Here is a 21,029-nt window from a genome sequence, read left to right as displayed (position 1 = left end):
TACTAAAAATATCATGCAAGCAAGAAAATATTTTCATAGTTTTAAATCAATATTTCTTTTTATTTTTCCAAAGTTCTTTCAACCGTTCTTTTATTCTTTTTTCAACTCCTATATCTTTAGGAACAAAAAACTGAGTGTCTTCATAGCCTTCAGGCATATAACTTTCTCTCACAAATCCTCCATAATCATGGGGATACTTATAGCCTTTACCATACCCTTGTTTTTCCATCCTTTTGTTCAAAGGATTTATGATTTTTGATGGGATTTCGAAATTATTTTGGCTTATAAATTCTTTGGCTTTTGCGTAAGACACATATGCAGAATTAGATTTTGGACAGGCACAAAGATACAAAGTAACTTCAGATAAGGGAAGATAACATTCGGGATAACCTATATGTTCTGTTGCAATCATGGCGGAAACTGCTATGTTTATCGCATTTGGATCAGCTAAACCTACATCTTCAGCAGACAGTATAACCATTCTTCTGGCTATATACATGGGATCTTCTCCGCTTTCGAGCATATAAGAAAGATACAAAAGTGCTGCGTCTGGGTCACTACCTCTGACACTTTTTATGTAAGCGGAGATAAAGCTATACTTGGCGTTTTTATCATAACTTAGCCTATAACCAGTAAAATCTTTTAAAAATTCCAAATCGATAATCTTATTTCCCGCTTCTTTTGCAATTTCAATAAGATTCATTATTCTTCTTAAATCTTTACCCGCATAATCTATCAAGGCTTTTCTAGCTTCTTTTTTAATAGTCAAATCACGGTAATAATTTTCAATATTATCAAATAATTTTTCAAAATCTTTTGGAGATAACTCTTTTGTTTTGAGTACAATAACTCTAGAAAGTAATGCCGGGTTTATACTAATTGCAGGGTTTTCTGTAGTTGCTCCTATCAAAGTTAACTCACCAGTTTCAACACTTAAAAGTAAGGTATCTTGTTCGGCTTTGTTTAGTCTATGAATTTCGTCTACAAACAAAAGTTTTGGTTTAGAAAATAAATTACTCTGTTTCTCTATTATACTTTTTATAGTTTTCTTTCCTTCCAAAGCTCCCGAAAAGCTAAAAACTTCATACACATCTTTTAATTCGTTAATCAATGCTCTTACAACGGTAGATTTACCGCTACCTGGTTCACCAAAAATAATAAAAGATCTTATTTTTTTGTTTTTAACCCAGGTGATAAGTATTTCTTTCAATTTTTCATTACCTAAAATTTCATCGACCTTTTTTGGTCTAATTATTTCATACAGAGGTTCTGTACCACTCAATAGTGTTTTTCACTCCCTCTTCCAAATCGAATTTAGGTTGCCACTCTAAAACTTTTTTAGCCTTTTCGTTTGATAAAAGACTTACCTTGACATCTCCATCTCTTTTTTCATTATATATGGGTGCTCTTTCATAATTAGTTTTTCTTTTCATAAGTTCATAAAGAGTATTTATATCAGTCTTTTTGTTTGTGGAAATATTTATAATTTCTCTACTTCCTTTATTCATAGCTAATATGTTGGCATCTACAACATCATAAACATGAACAAAATCTCTAACTTGAAGCCCATCTCCGTATATAATGATATTTTTTTTATTGACCATATTTTCTGTAAATATAGCAACAACCCCAGCCTCTCCTTTGGGGGTTTGCCTTGGACCGTATACATTTGCATATCTTAATATGGTATAATCTAAAGAATGATATTGTGAATAAAATTCTATATACTTTTCACAAGCCAACTTTGAAATAGCATACGGGCTTATTGGGTGTGGGCAATAATCTTCTGCAGTTGGTATAGGTGCATTATCACCATAAATAGCTCCTCCCGTAGAAGAAAAAATAAACTTTTTTATCCCATATTTTACTGACAATTTTAATAAATTCAACGTCCCCATTATATTAATCTCTGCATCATAGTTAGGATTTTTAACTGAATCAGGAACGGATATTTGAGCGGCAAGATGGAATACATAATCAAAACTGTGAGTTTCAAATATTTTTTCTAAAACTTCATAATCACAGATATCTTGCTGATAGAATAGAGCTATGGGAGAAACAAAATTTACGTTTCCTGTTGAAAGGTTATCTATAACTACGACACTACGTTCATCGTTTATCAATCTATCAACTAAATTGGAACCTATGAACCCAGCTCCCCCAGTTACAAGAATCCTTTTTTTATTTGTTTGTTTCATGATTGCCTCCTTCATTTTAGAAAAAGATGATTTGTGACTTTTTTGTTATTATTTTTATATTTTGATTATAACATTATTTTACTTGAAAAAAACAGTTACGCATTAGATCATATTAAATGTCCGTGAAAATAATTGGTTGGATCATAATTAGATGTCTTTGAAATGATATCATATCCTTCTCGGCACTTGTACCAAAAGAGAGCAAGAGGTCTCCGCCATTCCACTTCAAAAAGGGGAATCAACGGTCAATTTAAGATGTCTTATACTTTTATTTCAAAATTTCTTTTAATTCGTCTATGGTTTTGATTTTGAAGTAAAATTCCCCTTCCTCGAAGGGGTGGATGCAGCGTTTTATGCTGCTAGACGGGGTAGTCGGTTCTATTCCCCTTCCTTGAAGGGGTGGATGCAGCGTTTTATGCTGCAGACGGGGTAGTCACTCTTTAATTTGCTAAAAGCAAATTAATATTTACCACACCCCGGCTGCGACAAAGAACGTCGCATACACCCCTCTCAAGAGGGGAATTTTGGACTAAAATTGCTTTAGAAAACATCTAAAAAACACCCCACAATAAATAATTGTGAGGTGTCTTTATTTTTATCTACCTATTAAATACCTAAGCATTTTCAGCTACATTATTAATTTCTTTATACCTATAACAAGCAACAAAATGTTCATTTGAATCTTCTACAAGATCAGGATCTTCTACACCTTCATAGCATTTTGGCTCGGCATAAATACATCTCGGATGAAATCTACAACCTTTAGGTATATTTGCAGCAGATGGTACTTCACCTTTTATTGGAATCTCTTTAATCTTATTTTCTTTTCCAGGTAAAGGTTCTGGTACCGCTTCTATAAGAGCTTTAGTGTAAGGATGTAATGGATTTTCAATTATTTCATCTGCATTACCCAGTTCGACTATTCTTCCAAGATACATTACGGCTATTCTATCACAAAAGTATCTTGCCGTAGATAAATCATGAGTTATATAAATATATGTTAATTGTAAATCTTTTTGGACTTCTTTCATCATATGTAAAATCTCAGCACGTGTTGATAAATCTATCATAGAAACCGGTTCATCTGCCACTATTAATTCAGGTGATAATATTAAAGTCCTTGCAGTTGCAACTCTCTGCCTTTGTCCTCCACTTAACATGTGAGGATATCTATCCATAAACTCTTCCACAGGGGTGAGCTTTACTTCTTCAAGTGCTCTTCTTACCAAATCTTCTCTTTCTTGTAATGTGTGGACCTTTTTATGAATTATCAAAGGTTCGGATAAAACATCCCTTACCCTAAACCTTGGATTCATTGAGGCATACGGATCCTGGAAAACCATTTGAACATGCTCTTTATATGTTTTAACTTTTTCCGCACTCGTAAAAGAAGTTATATCTTCATTTTTGAAAATTATTTCTCCATCTGTTGCTTCTTCCAACTTCATTATTAATCTTCCTGTCGTTGTTTTACCACATCCAGACTCTCCTATAAGAGAAAATATCTCTCCCCTTTTTACATCAAAACTTATTCCATCGACTGCTTTCACCCATCTTCTATTGCCAGAAAAAAATTCTTCAATAGTTCTACGAAGAGGAAACCATTTTTTTAAATTCTTTACACTCAATATTATTTCATCATTCATCTTCGTAACACCTCCAACAAGCAACAAAATGCTCAGGTTCTATTTCTTTTAAAGGTGGTTCTTTCATTTTACATTTGTCAAAAGCAACAGGACAACGGAGGTGGAATCTGCATCCGGTTGGAGGATTTAGAAGATCAGGTGGCACACCCGGTATAAAATCTAACACATCTACTTTTTGATGCAATCTGGGAGTAGAAGATAACAAACCTTTGGTATATGGATGTGCAGGACCTTGAGGGCCATAAATTTGGTAATTTGTTCCTATTTCAGCAGTTTTCCCGGCATACATAACCATTATTCTATCAGAAACCTCGGCTTCTGTAGCTAAATCATGTGTTATAAAAATAAAAGAAAGATTAAGTTCTTTTTTTAAACTTTTCAATAAATTTATTATTTGTGCTTGAACAACAACATCTAAGGCTGTTGTAGGCTCATCAGCAATGATTATTTTGGGTTCCAAAAACAAAGCCATAGCAATTACAACACGTTGTTTCATTCCACCAGAAAGTTCGTGAGGATATCTTCTTAAAATATCTTCAGACAAGCCCACATGATTAAGATATTTTTTTATAATATTAATCGCTTCTTTCTCTTCAATTTCCTTATGATTCTGGAGTGTTTCCACCATCTGTTTTTTTATAGTATAAACAGGGGTTAAACTGTTCATTGCCCCTTGAAAAACCATAGAAATCTTATTCCATCTAATTCTTTTCCTTATTTCATTTTCCTTTAAAGGAACAATGTTTTCATTATCTATAATAATTTCTCCTCCTACAATCTTTCCAGGAGGATTAGGCATTCTTAATAAACCCATTCCCAAAGTAGTTTTACCACAACCGGATTCTCCAACCAAACCTAATGTTTCTCCTTGCTTAAGAGAAAAACTTACATCATCTAATCCCTTAACTACTCCTTTACGTGTATAATAGTAAACTTTTAAATTTTTTACATTTAAAACTTCGCTCATTATTATCTACCTCGTTCTTAATTTTGGATTTAGGATAGTATCCATAGCAAAACCTAAAAATGCGAATGTCATTCCAACAAGGGCAATTGCTATTCCTGGTGGGATTATCCACCACCAATAACCACTTATAACAGCACCACCACTAAAAGCATCGTGTAGAATCTGTCCCCATGTTACTACTGAAGCATCTCCTAATCCTAATAAACTAACAGTAGCTTCGTATACTATAGCGCTCGGTACATTTAACGCCATGCTTGCAAAGGCATAAGGTATGAGCATTGGAACTATATGTTTGAAAATTATTCTGAAATTAGAGGCACCTAAAGCCTTTGCCGATTCTACAAAAGTTTCTTCTTTTATTTGTAAAGCCATGCTTCTAACAGTCTTAACAGGCCCAACCCAAAAAAATAGGCACATCATAGTTATCAATGTCCAAATGCTTGGTTGAAATATAGCGGACAATACAATTAAAACAGGTAACAGCGGGATATTTATAAATACTTCCCATATTCTTTGCATAATCGAATCGACTATACCCCCATAATAGGCAGATATAGTACCATAAATCACTCCCACTCCCACAGAAATAGCAGAAGTAAGAAGACCTATAAACAAAGCCCATTTTAATCCAGCAACTAAACCGCTCCAAATATCTCTTTTAGAGTTATCTGTTCCTAATAAACCAGAAACACTACCGGAAACAACAAACCTTGGTTCTTCGATAACAGTATTGGGAGAAGTTTTAATCAAGTTTATATTAAATTTATATGTCCCCTTTAAAGGCTGTGGGTTTGATATGATATTTTCGTCGGCTTGCGAAAATAAAATCCTAAAAGTATTAATATTTTGTGGAACATTGGGTTGATATCTTCTCACAAAATTTCTTACATTGTTTTGTGATTCATTTACCAAAGGAATACGAAAATCTCTCATAGTAGGTGCAGAAAAATTTTTATTAACTAAATTTATAGTAGCCCCATCAGGTCTTTCGACAACGATGTTAGCAGTAAAGTTCCCTTCAAATCTACCTCTCAAAATAATATCAACAGGAGGAACATCGTAATCATAATCATATTCTAAAATATAATTCATAGTTGTAATGGTTGGTGAAAGTTGATTTTCTGTAAATTCCAAATCTTCAAAGTAAATAGTAGGTGCATAGTCCTTTGAACTGAAAAAATTAATCCAAACAGGAGGAACACTTCTTGGGTTATCTTCCCAGTAAGTGATGTCTCTCCATCTACTTGATGCTTCTGGAAAAGGAATCAAAAAGCTTTCAAAAATTACCAAAATGATAAAAATTATGAGAAAAATAAGTCCTACAATACCATACTTATATTGCTTAAATTCATTCCAAAAATCTTGAATTGGTCCTTTAGTTGATTTATTATTTCTCACGCCTTTCCACCTACTTTTATTCTTGGATCAAGAAATCCATAGATTAAGTCCAAAACTACAATACCCGCTATATAAATAGCTGTTGTTATTGAAAGGTTACCCAATAAAACAGGAATATCGTTTTGTTGAACAGCAGCCCAATATAAACTACCCATGCCTGGCCAACTGAATATACCTTCAAATACAAGGGCTCCATTAAAGGAAGCCAACAAAGACAATAAAGACATAGTGAGAATAGGAGGCGCAGAAGTTCTCATAGCATGACCATACAAAACAGACCTTTCAGGTATACCTCTTGCTCTTGCAGACATTATAAAATCTTCTTGTAAATTCCCCAAAACAATGTTTCTTGTTAAATATGCCCTTCCCCAAAATCCTATGAAAACCAAAGTTAATACAGGAAGAGCCAGATGGTACAAAGTATCAACAACCCTTGCCAAAAAGGTATCAGGAGGCGGAACACTGTTGAATCCACCAGAAGGGAAAATAGGAATGGTAAAAGCAAACAACATTATCATCACCATTCCAAACCACCAACTTGGCAAACCATACACTACCATTGTTATAATCGAAGTGCTTTGATCCATTAATTTTCCCGCTCTTTGTGCTTTTTTTATACCGAGAGATACTCCTACAACTATATCAATTAATATAGCGAAGGTAAAAAGAAGCAAAGTATAAGGAATTCTTTCTAAAACTATGGCAAGAACGTCTGTTTCTCCTTTGAAAGACCTCATTATTGTCGAGTTACCGTAATTAAAAGTTAATGTATTTACAGCTCGCCAAAAAATTCTGGTGGGAAGAGGCTCATCTAAATGATACAAAGTTCGTAACTCTTGGATCCTTGTTTGTCTATATTGTAACAAATATTCTGGATCCGTCCCAACTTGTGACATTTTAAGCATTTCTCCATTAACTATCTCTATTATCTGACCATTCAGAGTTTCTTCCATTACTGTATTGAAAAGGATAGAATATATAAAAATAATGATTACATAAATCAGTATTCCCATAAGAATTCTTTTTATAGCGTATCTCCAATACATATAATTCAACCACCTCTTTGTGTATGAACTTCGTAAAAGTTCGATAAATATGGGCGTCCCCATAAAAGGGGATGCCCATAAAATATGTTTCTAAAAAATATTGGTTTTAATAAACAATTATTGAAGTGGAATATGTTGAAGGAATAGCTCCTTCAGCTCTTGCTGTAACAACTATTGAATAAGTACCTGGTTCCAAAGTCGAAAGAACACTCGATGGAATTGTTGCCAAGAACAAACCAGGTGCTTCAGGTTCTGCTTTAAAAGTCCATTGATTATCGGGAGCTATCAATGTAACTTCAACGTTTCCTCCTTCTGCAGGTGTAGCTGTATCGTAAGGATAAAGAACTTCAGATACATTTATATACACTGGTAAATCAAGAACTGCAAGAGCTGCAAAAGCTAAATCTATTCCATCAACATTCAATCTTGTGGTCTCAAAATATTCATTCCAATAACCACGTTCAAAAGGATATCTTTCATCTCTTACTGCTGTTAATTCAACAAATCTTCCAACAGGATCGTATCTTTCCATGAAAAATGGCCCATTTCCTATATAAGCATGGTTGTGTTTGTTAACAAAATCAAGTGTTTTTTGATATCTTTCAACAGCTTCTTTAGGGGTCACATAATCTTTTATATAAACTGGGACATAATTTTCATTTATCATTTTTTGCAATTCAACTTTTATATCACCAACACATACCGGTTCTATAACATCTACTTCATAAACATTACCACCAGCTGCTGTTGCAGAGAAAGTATACTGTCTGCCAGAAGCTCCTCCATTCTCGACTAATCTTGTTAAGGCTTCGACTATTTCCCATGAAACTCCCACAGGGTGACCAGAAGCAGATACATTCCAACTCGGTGCTCCCCATGAAGCAAGATACATAAGATCAACAGGGAAGTTATAATTAAACCATACCGTTATAGAACCATCTGGGTTAAGCTTTCTTGCAACTTCAACTTCTAATCCTGGCAACGTATTTGTCGAATAAGTTACATCATACCTTGTATCACCACTTCCAGAGTCAACTGAAAGATCCCATGCATAAGCGGGTGCAAACATATAATCTGCCAAGCTTTCTGAAACACCATTATTCCAAACACCGTATACAATATCATACGTACAAACACTTATAGAAGTTAATCCAGAGCCAACATTAACCCATTGTTTGGTGTGTGGATCAAACTTAATGGCATCTTCAGGAACCTGAATTAATCCGACAAGTTCTCCATCTTCATCCATCTCAAATTTAGTATCCAAAGTATCTAATCTTGGAATAATCTTTGAGGGTGTGATATCAGCAGAAGCAGGACTTTCGAACATACCATAGTCGTACATGGTAGAAGCGACATTTATGGAGAAAACATCATTGAATCCAGCTGTTCCTACCGGATTCCATGCACTCATAAATAAAACACCTTGTGCAGAATATTGAGTTGCCCTTACTTCTCTATTTTTAGTATCTGAGGTTATAATAGACCATTGATTTAAGCCATCACCTAATCCATAGGCCACTCTTCTATTGTAATTATTTTTGTTCGCTACATAATAATCATCCTGATATGAAATATACAATCTTACAGAATCTTCAATTCCTAATTCTGTTGCTCTTAAAATAGAATCCCAATATTCTTCTTCAGTAGAAAAGTTACCAGTATAAACCTTTTGAGTTAAATAATCAATTTCTTCTTGAACATAATTCCAATTAGCGGGGTCTCCGCCACCTGGCATATTGGCATACCATGGAGCATACATTTGACTTACGATATGATGCCAATACTTTCTTGTCGCTCCTGCACCCCAACCTTCAGTATAAATATGCCATTCAAGATCAGCTGGATTTGAGTAGTACGCTGTTGTGATAGCACTTCTATCCCTTTCCAATCTTTCTACTTTTATCCCAGCTTTTTCTATCTGATCAGCAATGTATCTTCCCGATCTTAATCTTCCTTCAGGATCATCAACACGAATCAAGAATTTCAACGTTACAGGTTCTCCGTCAAACGTCCACCATTGTCCTTGTTTTATTAACCTTCCTTGGTTTTCAGGAAGATTGGCCGCTTCTCTCATCGCATTTTCAATCATTTCAAGAGCCAATTCCTGGTTTCCTTCAGGTGTGAACCCCATCTTAGCACCGATATCTACGTAAGGCTGGGTACCTGGTTGACCAGGAGTTGCCATGGTAAACATTGGACCACCTGCACCTTGTTGAATCTCGTCTACAATATACTGTCTATTTATCAAAAAGTTCATAGCAAATCTTACTTCTTGTATAGCCAATGGATTAAAATATTCTTTATCTCCAACTTTCACAGTATAAGGGGGTTCGTTCGGAACAGGGTTAAAAAGTAAGGACCACGAACCAGATGGAACAGAATAAACCTCCAAATTATTCAAGATGGACTGGGGTAAAGCGTTCATAATAGCTGCTGGAACAGAATTCATATATATATCAAGATTTCCCGCAGCAACATCTTGAACCGCAACTTCTTGTTGCATCCTAACATCAAAATACACCTTGTCAGGCATAGGACCTTTTTCTGCAAAAACAAACGCAGAAAGTAATACTACCAACATCACGCAAAGAACAGTTGCTTTTTTCATAATACCCCTCCTTTACAATTTGTGTTACTGTCGTTAAAAATTTTAAAACGCCTTAGATCCATTTCAAATTCTTAGACTTATTTTTAGAAAATTCTGATTTTTAAAGTCTCTGAATTTGTGCAACATATTTATTAACTCCTATTACTTTTGCTAAATAATAAGTACTTAAAAAATCAAACATTTTTCAAACTTAGAACAATAATTTCAACAAGTCAAAACTATATATCTATTATAATAGATATTACCTATAATTGTCAAGTAAGATAAGATTTGATTAAAAGCATTTATATAAAAATATTACTGTTTATTCCCAAATAATGAAAAAAATTTCAATAATACTAAAAACATCTTGCAAGCAAGAAAATATTTTCATACCCACATCTTGATTTTAATTGAAAAACACGGTCACAAACTAAATTTTTTTCTTGTAAAAAAATATATCATTGAAGGCAACTTTTGTGTTATAATCTTAATTAAGTCTTTTATTTTGTTTTTATGGAGGTGTTTATGTTGGCTGAGTACGAAATATTTGATCCTAATGATGAGTTTAAAAATGAAACTAAAAAAGGCAGAGGCTCTGGATGGTGGAAAAATATAATAATAGTTGCTATTATTGTTGCTATAGGTATTTATATGCTAACAGGTGTTTATCAGGTAGGGCCTTCAGAAGTAGCGTTGGTTAAGACATTTGGAGAATATACTTCAACAACAGGACCCGGAATACATTTTCATCTTCCTGTTCCTTTTCAATCTCATGTTATAGTTGATGTAAGAACTATAAACAAAATTGAAATAGGATTTCGAACAACGAGCGATGGAAGGACTCCTTCCTATAGAAGTGTTAATGAAGAGGCTGAGATGATTACTGGGGATCAAAATATTATTAGTATTGAAGCGGTAGTACAGTATAAGGTAAATGACCCTGTAGCATACGCTTTCAATGTTATTCAAGGTTATGATCTTGTAAAATCAACCGCTGAAAGCGTTCTAAGAGAGAAAGTTGCCTCATCAGAGTTGGAAAAGGTTTTGACAATAGAAAGAGATAAAATTGCAATGGAAACCTCACAAACAATACAAGAAATAATGGATAGTTACAACTCGGGAGTTCAGATAGAAAATGTATATTTACAAGCAGTTACCCCTCCAGCTCCTGTAGTTCCTGCTTTTGATGATGTAAATAATGCAAGACAGGATCAACAAACGTTTATAAACGAAGCTCAAAGATATACCAACGATGTTATTCCAAGAGCTGAAGGACAAGCTCAAAGAATCATAAACGATGCTGAAGCTTATGCATATCAACAAGTTGCTAAAGCAACTGGAGAGGCTGAAAGATTCAAAGCCTTACTGGAAGAATATCAAAATTCCGAAGAAGTAACGAAAAAAAGGTTGATTTTGGATTCTGTTCAGCAGATGATAGAGAATTCAAAAATGCAAGTTATTTCTGAAAAGGGTGATACTTTAAACTTCTTGAATTTAAGTGAGATAATTGGTGGTGAACAACAATGAAAAATATGACACTTTGGGCCGTAGTTATAATAGTGGTTTTTTTAGGAATATTTTTTGCTCTTACTTCCTTCTATATTGTAGATCAAACTCAACAAGCAATCGTTCTTAGATTTGGAAATATTAAAAGTATAAGAACAGAACCGGGTATATATACTAAAGTTCCATTTGTAGATAATGTTGAGAAGTTTGAAAAAAGGTTAATGATTTACGACATTCCAGTTGAAAGGGTAATTACTTCTGATAGAAGAACTATACTAGCAGATACTTATGCAATATGGAGAATAGAAGATCCTCAAAAATTCATAGAGACTCTAAGAACTGTTGAAGTTGCTCTAACAAGGATTGATGACATTGTATATTCACATGCTAGAGATGTTATCGGAAATTACAATTTCTTGGAAGTTTTATCCACTGAAAGACCAGCTATTTTGGAGGAAATTAAAAAAAGAAGCTCTAATTCCTTAAAAAGTTTCGGAATTGAAGTTGTAGAAGTAAGACTTAAAAGAACCGATCTTCCTAAAGAAAACACCGAAGCAGTGTATGAAAGAATGAAAAGCGAAAGATACGCGATGGCTGCACAATTAAGAGCCGAGGGTGAAAAGGAATCTCAAAGAATGAAAGCTGAGGCAGATAAACAAGCAAGCATAATAGTTTCTGAAGCAGAAAAAGAAGCCAATATAATTAGAGGTACAGGTGAAGCTAGTGCTATCAATATCTATTCAGAGGCATATTCTCTTGATACAGACTTTTATGAATTACAAAAAATAACAGATATTTATAAAGATTCTTTCAAGGATAGTATACTGGTGTTTCCAAACGATTCACCTTTGTTGAAATATTTTTATGAGGTGGAATAATATTTGAAACTCTTGGTTAAGGTTTTAATTCCCATAACTTTAATAATCATATTAGTGGGTTGTGAATCCATTTTTCCTTTGAACCAGAATAAATCTAATTTAGGGATAGAACTCAACAATAAAGTTTCTGGCAACTACCCCTTGAGATTGCAAACCAACTTTTACACAGAATTTGTAGAAATAACTACAAATGATTCTTATTACGATACTTTTGAAATAACACAAGATATATATTTAGAAGGTTTAGAAGAAGGAGAACATAAATTAACTATTAATTTTTTGGATAACAGGAAACGATTAATTACGGATTATTCAACAACTATAGTTTATGATAACACTCCTCCTTCGCCTTCCTATTTTAACTATAATTTGGATAAGGGTACATTGATCGTCGAGTATTTTTTGGAAGATAATGATTTTTCAGTGGCCAAATTGTTTCAAAATGAAACACTTATAGCAACCTCCTCATCTAATAAAGAAACTTTTTTTATTGATTTAGAGAAAAATAAAGGTATCGAGACTTTCAAAATTATTTTTAAAGATGATGTGAATAATTTCTTTACTAATGTTTTTGAAATAGATACCAATGTAGACAAGCCTCCGATTATAAATTCTGATACACTAAAAGTTAATGTCTTTTCCGAAAGTTATTTAGATATAATCGATGACTGGGATGATACCTTTCTAATTTTTATTGATGATGGAAATCAAGTCGAATACATTTCAGAATCACTATTGTACCATTCTAAAGAAGCCACCGTTATGGTTTTTGATTCTAAAAAGAACATGGCTCAAAAATTTATGAAAGTAGAAGTAGATCAATCTATACCAAGGTATCCTAAAGTTGCGACTACGCTAATTTCAAATGAAGTAGATTATATATCCTGGAAGTATGACCAGGATTTTCAAAAATATTCTATTGAAAATTATGAGAAAATATTTGGTTGGAAAGAAGTATACAATATACAAAATAATTTTTTAAAAAATCCACATGAAAACATTTTGTTTATTAGAGGTGTAACAAGTAATAATACTCACGGATTCCCTTCTGAACCTATAATTTCAGTTGCGGATAATTTTCGACTTTATACATCTGAAACTATCAGAAGAGTAGATGAAAATATTTTTTTGTCTCATATGAATTCTCCATATGTAGTAGCTTCAAATATTTTACTTTCTGAAAACAGAAAAATGATTATTGAATCAGGAAGCTCTATTAGATTTTATAATGGATCGGTTATACTAGTTGAAGGTACTTTGTATGTGATGCCTGGAGCAGAGAAAACTAACATTTTTGGGGATGGAGAAATAAGACTAAATGGAGGAACAGTAATTTTTTATGACACGGATCTTGAAGGAATAAAAATAACGGGAAATGGAAGTTTGCTTTTTTTAAAAAATGTTTCTATAGATGATTATGGTTTTATCGAAATAGAAAACACTGAAAGAGTATGCATATATGATGGTAAAAGTAGTAATTACATTCAAGTAATAAACTCATCTGGGGTTTACATCCTAGATTCCAGTCTAAAAGAAATTTCTTTAGAAAACACCAAAGAAGCTTTTATTGCTGATTCTAACATAGATTTATTAACCACTTCTATTAATACCAGAACAGTATTAGAAAACACGGGTATAAGGCTATTAAATATTTCATCTTTTTCTTATTTGAACTCCATAAATTCTCAAATCGCGCAGGCAAGTATTAGAGAATTCTCTGTATTTGTTAATAATGGGAAGATACCAAATATAATACTTCAAGAAAGAGGTACTGTTATAACTAATGATGATGGAAGATAAAATAAGACAAATTGACCATATTTATAGAAATTTAAAACTTGAAACTCCTAACGAAAGTCATTTGCCAACACACGCTAGTGTATTACTGTTATTAACTTGTTTTGCAAAGGAAAATTTTAAGATATTTGAGTTGGGAAGCGGTATAGGTCATGTAAGTTTGGTTTTAGGGAAAATTTATCCGAAAAGTCAAATAATAGGGATTGAGATACAAAAAAAGTTATATGAGTGTTCATTAAAAAATAAAAATGCCAACCAATCAACAAATGTAGAATTTTACAATCTATCTGTTAAAAACATTAAAGAACAATTCAATACCGAAGTTGCTGATTACTTAATTTTTAATCCTCCGCATTATTTTGATGGTATAAAAAATAAATTAGAAGATAGAAGAACTGCCCGTTCATCAGAAAATTTAGAAATTCTTGATAACTTTTTATATGCTTCGAAGTATCTTCTGAAAAATAAAAGTTTAGGTTCTTTGGTAATTCATCCGTATATTTTATCCGATACAGTAGTTCTTTTAGAAAAAAATCACTTAAAAGCACAGCATATATATGTAGCATATGGGGATAAAAAAAATGATGCTCAACTTGTTTCCATAGTATTTAGAAAAAACGGGGGTAGAAACTTAATTATTCACTCTCCTATTTTTTTTCGGATTGGAAAAAATTAAACAATCATTAAGAATATTATCAAATACATTTTGAAAGGGGTTTAAATTATTTGAATGTTCTGGATATTATTACCCTAAAAGAATGCTATAAAAAATCAAATACGGAGCTCTTGATTTATTCCAAGGATGGTAAAATGCCTACTTTATTCAAAGAAGATTTTGAAGAAAACAAAAAATCTATCGTCAAAAAATTAAATAAAATTCGAGATTTGGGAATAATAACTTATTGGGATGACGAGTATCCAGATCTTTTAAAAAACATTAACGATCCTCCTGTAATTCTTTATTATTTTGGAGACATATCCCTTTTAAAAAGTAAAACTGTATCAATTGTTGGTACTAGGAAACCTACGGAATATGGAAAATCAATATGTGAAGAAATTGTCAAAAACCTTAATGGTTATACAATAGTAAGTGGGATGGCATATGGTATAGATTCTATAGCTCAAAAGCGATCAAAGAAAACCATAGCTGTTTTAGGAAACGGAATAGATATTATTTACCCAAAATCAAACGAATCGTTATATAATAAAATTAAAAAAGAAGGCTTGATAATCTCAGAATATTTTCCAGGGACAAGAGCAACAAGATACACTTTTCCATACAGAAATCGTATAATAGCAGGACTATCTGAAAGATCCATCGTAGTAGAAGCAGCTAAGAAAAGTGGTTCACTAATAACCGCAAGATATGCTTTAGACTATGGAAGAGAAGTATTAGCAATACCTGGTGATATAACAAGAGTAAACTCATACGGAACAAATTATTTGATATATTCTGGAGCAACTCCAGTGATTTCTATGGAGCAACTTAGAGAAATGTTCGGATATACTAATTTAGAAGGGCAATATTTTTCTGGCAAGGAAGAAAATACCAACTTAGAAAATAAAATTCTAAAGTTAATATCAGAAGGAAAAAATACGCTAGATTTAATTTGTGATTTTCTAAAAGAAGATGTTTCCTCGATATTATCTCTTTTAATGCAACTTGAAATTGATGGAAAAATAGGACAAGAAAATGGAACTTATTTCTATATGAATTAAATATAAGTTCTTCAGGAGGTGGAAGTGATGGCTATATTAACAAATGAAGAGATTAAGATGCTTGTCAATGGAGATTGCCATGATCCTTTCATATTTTTAGGGCTGAGAAAATTAGACGACTCAAATTTAGTTATGAGAGTATTACAACCTTTTGCTAAGGAAGCTTATATAATCTTTGATAATCAAAAGATTAAACTTGAAAAAATACACGAAGCAGGACTATTTGAGAAAAAAATATCGCGAAGTGAAATTTTTGAGTATATAGTGGAATGTCTTTCATACGATGGTCAAAAGTGGTCATATAAAGACCCATATTCATTTCTACCTGTAATTTCAGAATACGATAGGTATTTGTTTAATGAAGGAAATCATTATAAGGTATACGAAAAACTAGGTTCTCATTTAATGGAATTAAATGGAACAAAAGGTGTTTTATTTTCTACATGGGCTCCAAATGCTAGGAGAGTAAGCGTTGTAGGGGACTTTAACAATTGGGATGGAAGGGTTCATCAAATGAGAGTTTTAGGACAATCAGGCATATGGGAGATATTTATACCTGGGGTTGTTGAAGGCGATCTATACAAATTTGAAATTAAAACACAAAGCGGAAATCTGGTATTAAAAACAGATCCATATGGGAAATATTTCGAAGTTAGACCGAAAACAGCTGCTATTGTCTATGATATTAACAACAAACACAAATGGAACGATGACAAATGGATGAATGAAAGAAGAAGCAAGAATTGGTTAGAAGAACCTATCTCAGTTTATGAGGTACACCTTGGGTCTTGGGCAAAAAAAGATGGGAGCGAATTCTTAAATTATCGCGAATTAGCCGATAAACTTGCAAAATATGTTACAGAACATAATTTTACTCATATAGAATTACTGCCAGTTAGCGAACATCCTTTAGATATATCCTGGGGATATCAGGTAACAGGGTATTACGCCCCAACTAGTAGATTTGGTAAACCTGAAGATTTTATGTACTTTGTTGATACAATGCATCAAAACGATATAGGGGTAATTGTTGATTGGGTACCTGGACACTTCCCGAAAGACGAACATTCTTTAGGAAGGTTCGATGGGACAGCCCTTTACGAACATTATGATGCTAGATTAGGTGAGCACAAAGACTGGGGAACCTATATATTTAACTATGGAAGGCATGAAGTAAAAAACTTCTTATTAGCAAATGCTTTATTTTGGCTAGATAAATACCATATTGATGGATTAAGATTCGATGCTGTTGCATCTATGCTTTACTTAGATTACAGTAGAAAAGATGGAGAATGGATACCAAACAAATACGGTGGTAGAGAAAACTTAGAAGCAATAGATTTTATTAAACATCTAAATACGGTTTCTTATCAGCAATTTCCTGGTATAATGACCATAGCAGAAGAGTCAACTGCTTTTCCAGGAGTAACAACTCCTGTACATGAGGGTGGATTAGGATTTCTATTCAAATGGAACATGGGATGGATGAATGATACCCTAAGGTATTTTAGCAAAGAACCTATATTCAGAAAGTATCATCAAAATGATCTTACATTTTCACTGGTTTACGCTTTTTCTGAAAACTTTATCTTATCTATTTCTCACGACGAAGTGGTCCATGGTAAAAGGTCACTTCTTGAAAAAATGCCTGGAGACGATTGGCAGAAATTTGCAAACCTAAGACTCTTTTACTCATATATGTTTGCTCATCCGGGTAAAAAATTATTGTTTATGGGATCAGATATAGCTCAAAGAAAAGAATGGGACTGTAATTTTAGTTTAGATTGGCATTTATTACAATACGAACCACATAATAAATTACAAAAATTCCTAAAAGACTTAAATATATTATACAAACAACATAACTCTTTATTTGAAATAGATTTTAACTATGAAGGCTTTGAATGGATCGATTTCAGTGATTCAGATAATAGTGTAATATCTTTCTGTAGAAAATCAAAGAATAAAGATGAATTGTTGGTATGTATATTCAATTTTACACCTGTACCACGAGAAAATTATCGAATAGGAGTTCCAAAAAAAGGAGCCTACCAAGAAATACTAAACACAGATTGGTCAGATTATTACGGAAGTAACGTAGATAATCCTAAAGAGGTTTTCTCACAAGATATTGCTATGCACGGAAGAGAGCAGTCAATTATAATTACTTTACCACCTTTAGCTGGACTTTACTTCCAATATATTCAAAAATAAATTCAGCAAAAAAGGAGGTAAATATGAAAGCAATAATATTAGCAGGTGGATCAGGAGAAAGGTTTTGGCCATTATCAACTTCAAAAAAACCAAAACAGTTTTTAAAACTCTTTTCAGATAAATCTTTAATCAGAGAAACATTTGAAAGAATGAATTATAAATTAAATAAAAACGATATTTTCATAATAACTTCAGAGAAGTATTTAGATTTAACAACAAAAGAAATACCAGAGATTCCCGAAGGAAATATAATCTTGGAACCTATTCCAAGAAACACTGCCCCTGCTTGTATGCTAGGGACATTGCTAGCTGAAGAAGATGAAATAGTCACAATACTTCCCGCAGATCATTATATCCCTGAAAAAGAAAAATTTTGGGAAACATTAAATTTAGCAATTGAAGGAGCAAAAAAATATAACGGTCTATTTACTTTAGGAATAAATCCAAACAGACCTGAAACAGGATACGGATATATAGAAGCAGGAAAATATATTAGTAAAAATATTTATGACGTTAAATCTTTCAAAGAAAAACCGAATCTCCAAACTGCTAAAGATTTTTTATCAAAAGAAAACTTCTTTTGGAACAGTGGAATGTTTGTATGGAATAAAAATACTTTTTTAAAGGAAATGAAAAAACATACAACTGACATATATACTAAATTAGTAAGTATCTCACCAAAAGACACCGATACTTTGCGAAAAATCATGCCCGAAGTCAAAAAAATAAGTATAGATTATGCTCTCTTAGAAAAATCAGAAAATGTTTATGTAGTAAAAGCGGATTTTAAGTGGTCGGATGTTGGAAGCTGGGTATCCGTGAGGGAACTATTGGGATATTCTGATAAAAACGAAAATGTAGAAATCATAGATGGGGAAAATGTTTATGTAAAATCAAACAAGCATGTTGGAATAATAGGATTATCAAACATAATCGTAGTTGAAGGAGAAGACGGAATTCTAATAACTACAGAAGAGAAATCTCAAGAAGTAAGAAAGATATCGCAAAAATTAAAAGAAAAAGGAGAATATTAGAAAAAATACGTTGAATTATTGATAAATGAAACATTTTAGGAAATTTAATGAAAATTTTAGTTAATTATTATATAATAGTTTTTAACTAAGAAAAGTATTTAGAAATAATTTATGTTTTGGTTGTATTTTGTTCTTAAAAATAATTTTAGGAGGAGAAAAAGAATGAAAAAAGCATTAATCATTTTAGGAATATTAGTGGTATTATCGTCGGTGATTTTCACTGCCCCATTAGGTTTAGGAGCAAAAGTTGGAGATCCAACCGGGCTATATATTAGAAGTTACACAAGTTCAACAACTTTCATAGGGATAACTGCTGCTTGGTCTTTTACAGAAGATTACTTATGGTTGGGCTTTGATTATAACTCTATATCAAAAGGAACATTTGGTGCTATTGACCTTGGATATGGAGGGGGAGTTCATATAGGTATTGGGGATGGATTGAATTTTGGAGTAAGATTTCCTGTTTCTCTTAACTATGCTATACCCCAATCTCCGCTTGAATTCTTTTTAGAATTTGCCCCAAGTTTTAATGTAATCCCTGAGCCTAAATTTAATCTTAGCGGGGGCGCAGGAATGATATTTAAATTTTAGTTTTTTAAAAAAGATACTTAAATAAAAGATAATTAAATTCCCCTTGTACTGATATGATACCTCCAAAGTAGACACGTAATTAATAAAAATTACAAAACTGCTGTTGAGGTTTAATTCCCCTTTTTGAAGGGTTAATATAATAGAATTCCCCTCTTGAGAGGGGTGTCAGACTGAAAGTCTGACAGGGTGTGGTCACAGACGGGGTAGTTGCTTTTGAATTGGATTTTCAATTTGCTAAAAGCAAATTAAAGAGTGACTACCTCGTCTGCAGTACAAAACGCTGCATCCACCCCTTCGAGAAAAGGGAATTTCACTGTTTTTATAACGAAAATAGATTTCAGAAAAAACTCGGATGCTTGGCTCCTGTTGAGTTCAGAAACCAAGCATCCAAATGTATATAGTTTTTATTAATTTTTGTGTCTACTTGACATGGGGCAGTTCAGCAAGAGGGGAATTCTATTATATTAACCCTTCAAAAATGGGAATTTAAGCTGATATTGTTATTTTGTGATTATTGTACCTGTTTTACCATCCATAGCTTCTTCTAACTTTTTTAAATCAGTTATTAACGCACTTCTTCCAGTCTTTTCTACAAAGTCAATGCATGCTTCAATTTTAGGTAACATACTGCCTTTAGAAAAATGGCCTTCCATTATGTATTTTTTTGCCTCTGTAACAGATATTTTTGATAAAGCTTCTTGGTTTGGTTTTTTGAAGTTTATGTATGCTTTTTCTACAGCAGTTAAGATAATAAATTCATCTGCATCAAGTTCTACTGCTAATAAAGCCGATGCTCTGTCTTTGTCTATAACTCCTTCGACACCTTTTAGGCTGCCATCTTCTTTTATTACCGGTATTCCACCACCACCAGCTGCAATAGTAATATGATTATCTTTAACAAGTTTTTTTATAGCTTTGATTTCTACTATATCAAGAGGATAAGGTGAAGGAACAACTCTTCTCCAACCTCTTCCCGCATCTTCAACCATACTCCAACCTTTCTCTTTAATTAAAGTTTCAGCTTCTTCTTTAGTGTAGAATGGCCCTACGGGTTTTGAAGGATTTTGAAAAGAGGAGTCATTTTTATCAACTAAAACTTGAGTTACGACACAGGAAACGTCTTTTTCAATATTTTCTTTTTCAAGAACATTCTTCAATGATTGAGATATCATGTAACCAATATAACCTTGTGTCATTGCACCATTTACATCTAATGGAAAAGGAGGAATTACCTCTTTAGCTATATCTTGCTGAAGTAATATATTACCTACTTGGGGACCATTGCCATGTGTAACTACAATTTTATAACTTTTTTTTATAAGACCTAATAAACATTTGGATGTAAATTCTAAATTTTTGAATATATTATCTGCTGTGGGGGGTTCTTTATGCTGAATTAGAGCGTTCCCTCCAATAGCAACTATTGCCAATTTTTCACTCAT

General features: G+C 32.9%; 17 protein-coding genes. 9 read left to right on the top strand and 8 right to left on the bottom strand.

The window, feature by feature from the left end; genetic code table 11:
* Positions 1-46: 46 nt before the first annotated feature.
* From PW5551_RS06635 to PW5551_RS06605, 7 genes are all read right to left on the bottom strand, one after another.
* Entirely contained in the window at positions 47-1,282 is a 1,236-nt protein-coding gene (locus PW5551_RS06635) for a replication-associated recombination protein A (protein ID WP_113075004.1), read from the bottom strand.
* Positions 1,257-2,198, bottom strand: a complete 942-nt coding sequence (locus tag PW5551_RS06630) for an NAD-dependent epimerase/dehydratase family protein (RefSeq protein ID WP_113075003.1) — start codon at positions 2,196-2,198, stop codon at positions 1,257-1,259. The genes PW5551_RS06635 and PW5551_RS06630 overlap by 26 nt, the downstream gene beginning before the upstream one ends.
* Positions 2,199-2,812: 614 nt before the next feature.
* Entirely contained in the window at positions 2,813-3,844 is a 1,032-nt protein-coding gene (locus PW5551_RS06625) for an ABC transporter ATP-binding protein (protein WP_113075002.1), read from the bottom strand.
* Positions 3,837-4,811: an ABC transporter ATP-binding protein gene (locus PW5551_RS06620; RefSeq protein ID WP_113075001.1), complete on the bottom strand. Its 975-nt coding sequence runs from the start codon at positions 4,809-4,811 to the stop codon at positions 3,837-3,839. Before PW5551_RS06620 ends, PW5551_RS06625 begins: the two co-directional genes overlap by 8 nt.
* 6 nt (positions 4,812-4,817) lie before the next feature.
* Positions 4,818-6,209: an ABC transporter permease gene (locus PW5551_RS06615; RefSeq protein WP_113075000.1), complete on the bottom strand. Its 1,392-nt coding sequence runs from the start codon at positions 6,207-6,209 to the stop codon at positions 4,818-4,820.
* Positions 6,206-7,255, bottom strand: a complete 1,050-nt coding sequence (locus PW5551_RS06610) for an ABC transporter permease (RefSeq protein WP_113074999.1) — start codon at positions 7,253-7,255, stop codon at positions 6,206-6,208. Before PW5551_RS06610 ends, PW5551_RS06615 begins: the two co-directional genes overlap by 4 nt.
* Before the next feature lie 106 nt (positions 7,256-7,361).
* Entirely contained in the window at positions 7,362-9,866 is a 2,505-nt protein-coding gene (locus PW5551_RS06605; protein WP_113074998.1) for an ABC transporter substrate-binding protein, read from the bottom strand.
* A 510-nt stretch (positions 9,867-10,376) separates the two neighbouring features.
* Here PW5551_RS06605 and hflK point away from each other — a divergent pair.
* The 9 genes from hflK to PW5551_RS10845 all read left to right on the top strand — a co-directional run bounded on the left by hflK (position 10,377) and on the right by PW5551_RS10845 (position 19,988).
* Positions 10,377-11,375, top strand: coding sequence for an FtsH protease activity modulator HflK (gene hflK, locus PW5551_RS06600; RefSeq protein ID WP_113075012.1), 999 nt, complete (start codon positions 10,377-10,379; stop codon positions 11,373-11,375).
* On the top strand, positions 11,372-12,232 hold the full coding sequence (hflC, locus tag PW5551_RS06595) for a protease modulator HflC (RefSeq protein WP_113074997.1): 861 nt from the start codon (positions 11,372-11,374) through the stop codon (positions 12,230-12,232). The genes hflK and hflC overlap by 4 nt, the downstream gene beginning before the upstream one ends.
* Positions 12,233-12,235: 3 nt before the next feature.
* Positions 12,236-14,032, top strand: coding sequence for a hypothetical protein (locus tag PW5551_RS06590; protein ID WP_113074996.1), 1,797 nt, complete (start codon positions 12,236-12,238; stop codon positions 14,030-14,032).
* Positions 14,022-14,705 (top strand): methyltransferase, encoded by a 684-nt coding sequence (locus PW5551_RS06585; protein ID WP_233488461.1) that lies wholly within the window; start codon positions 14,022-14,024, stop codon positions 14,703-14,705. The genes PW5551_RS06590 and PW5551_RS06585 overlap by 11 nt, the downstream gene beginning before the upstream one ends.
* A 134-nt stretch (positions 14,706-14,839) precedes the next feature.
* Positions 14,840-15,748 carry a DNA-processing protein DprA gene (gene dprA / locus PW5551_RS06580; RefSeq protein WP_146738337.1) on the top strand — a complete coding sequence of 303 codons (909 nt, stop codon included), beginning with the start codon at positions 14,840-14,842 and terminating at the stop codon, positions 15,746-15,748.
* 27 nt (positions 15,749-15,775) lie between these two features.
* Entirely contained in the window at positions 15,776-17,962 is a 2,187-nt protein-coding gene (glgB, locus tag PW5551_RS06575; RefSeq protein ID WP_113074993.1) for a 1,4-alpha-glucan branching protein GlgB, read from the top strand.
* A gap of 23 nt (positions 17,963-17,985) precedes the next feature.
* Positions 17,986-18,996, top strand: a complete 1,011-nt coding sequence (locus PW5551_RS06570) for a mannose-1-phosphate guanylyltransferase (protein WP_113074992.1) — start codon at positions 17,986-17,988, stop codon at positions 18,994-18,996.
* Positions 18,997-19,158: 162 nt separating this feature from the next.
* Complete coding sequence (locus PW5551_RS06565; protein ID WP_113074991.1) at positions 19,159-19,587, top strand: hypothetical protein; 429 nt, start codon at positions 19,159-19,161, stop codon at positions 19,585-19,587.
* 188 nt (positions 19,588-19,775) lie between these two features.
* Positions 19,776-19,988 carry an IS3 family transposase gene (locus PW5551_RS10845; RefSeq protein WP_370445924.1) on the top strand — a complete coding sequence of 71 codons (213 nt, stop codon included), beginning with the start codon at positions 19,776-19,778 and terminating at the stop codon, positions 19,986-19,988.
* A 99-nt stretch (positions 19,989-20,087) separates the two neighbouring features.
* Here PW5551_RS10845 and arcC read toward each other — a convergent pair whose 3' ends face one another.
* Entirely contained in the window at positions 20,088-21,029 is a 942-nt protein-coding gene (gene arcC / locus PW5551_RS06560) for a carbamate kinase (protein ID WP_113074990.1), read from the bottom strand.

The organism is Petrotoga sp. 9PW.55.5.1, from assembly GCF_003265365.1.
Classification (GTDB): domain Bacteria; phylum Thermotogota; class Thermotogae; order Petrotogales; family Petrotogaceae; genus Petrotoga.
The sequence above is the reverse complement of the archived record's forward strand: the minus strand, read 5'-3'. Positions and strand labels throughout refer to the sequence as shown.

Coding starts and splice junctions, on each gene's coding strand:
- PW5551_RS06630 (WP_113075003.1), bottom strand. CDS start 2,198: ATGAAACAAACAAATAAAAAAAGGATTCTTGTAACTGGGGGAGCTGGG.
- PW5551_RS06625 (WP_113075002.1), bottom strand. CDS start 3,844: ATGAATGATGAAATAATATTGAGTGTAAAGAATTTAAAAAAATGGTTT.
- PW5551_RS06620 (WP_113075001.1), bottom strand. CDS start 4,811: ATGAGCGAAGTTTTAAATGTAAAAAATTTAAAAGTTTACTATTATACA.
- PW5551_RS06610 (WP_113074999.1), bottom strand. CDS start 7,255: ATGTATTGGAGATACGCTATAAAAAGAATTCTTATGGGAATACTGATT.
- PW5551_RS06605 (WP_113074998.1), bottom strand. CDS start 9,866: ATGAAAAAAGCAACTGTTCTTTGCGTGATGTTGGTAGTATTACTTTCT.
- hflC (WP_113074997.1), top strand. CDS start 11,372: ATGAAAAATATGACACTTTGGGCCGTAGTTATAATAGTGGTTTTTTTA.
- PW5551_RS06585 (WP_233488461.1), top strand. CDS start 14,022: ATGGAAGATAAAATAAGACAAATTGACCATATTTATAGAAATTTAAAA.
- dprA (WP_146738337.1), top strand. CDS start 14,840: ATGCCTACTTTATTCAAAGAAGATTTTGAAGAAAACAAAAAATCTATC.
- glgB (WP_113074993.1), top strand. CDS start 15,776: ATGGCTATATTAACAAATGAAGAGATTAAGATGCTTGTCAATGGAGAT.
- PW5551_RS06570 (WP_113074992.1), top strand. CDS start 17,986: ATGAAAGCAATAATATTAGCAGGTGGATCAGGAGAAAGGTTTTGGCCA.
- PW5551_RS06565 (WP_113074991.1), top strand. CDS start 19,159: ATGAAAAAAGCATTAATCATTTTAGGAATATTAGTGGTATTATCGTCG.
- arcC (WP_113074990.1), bottom strand. CDS start 21,029: ATGAGTGAAAAATTGGCAATAGTTGCTATTGGAGGGAACGCTCTAATT.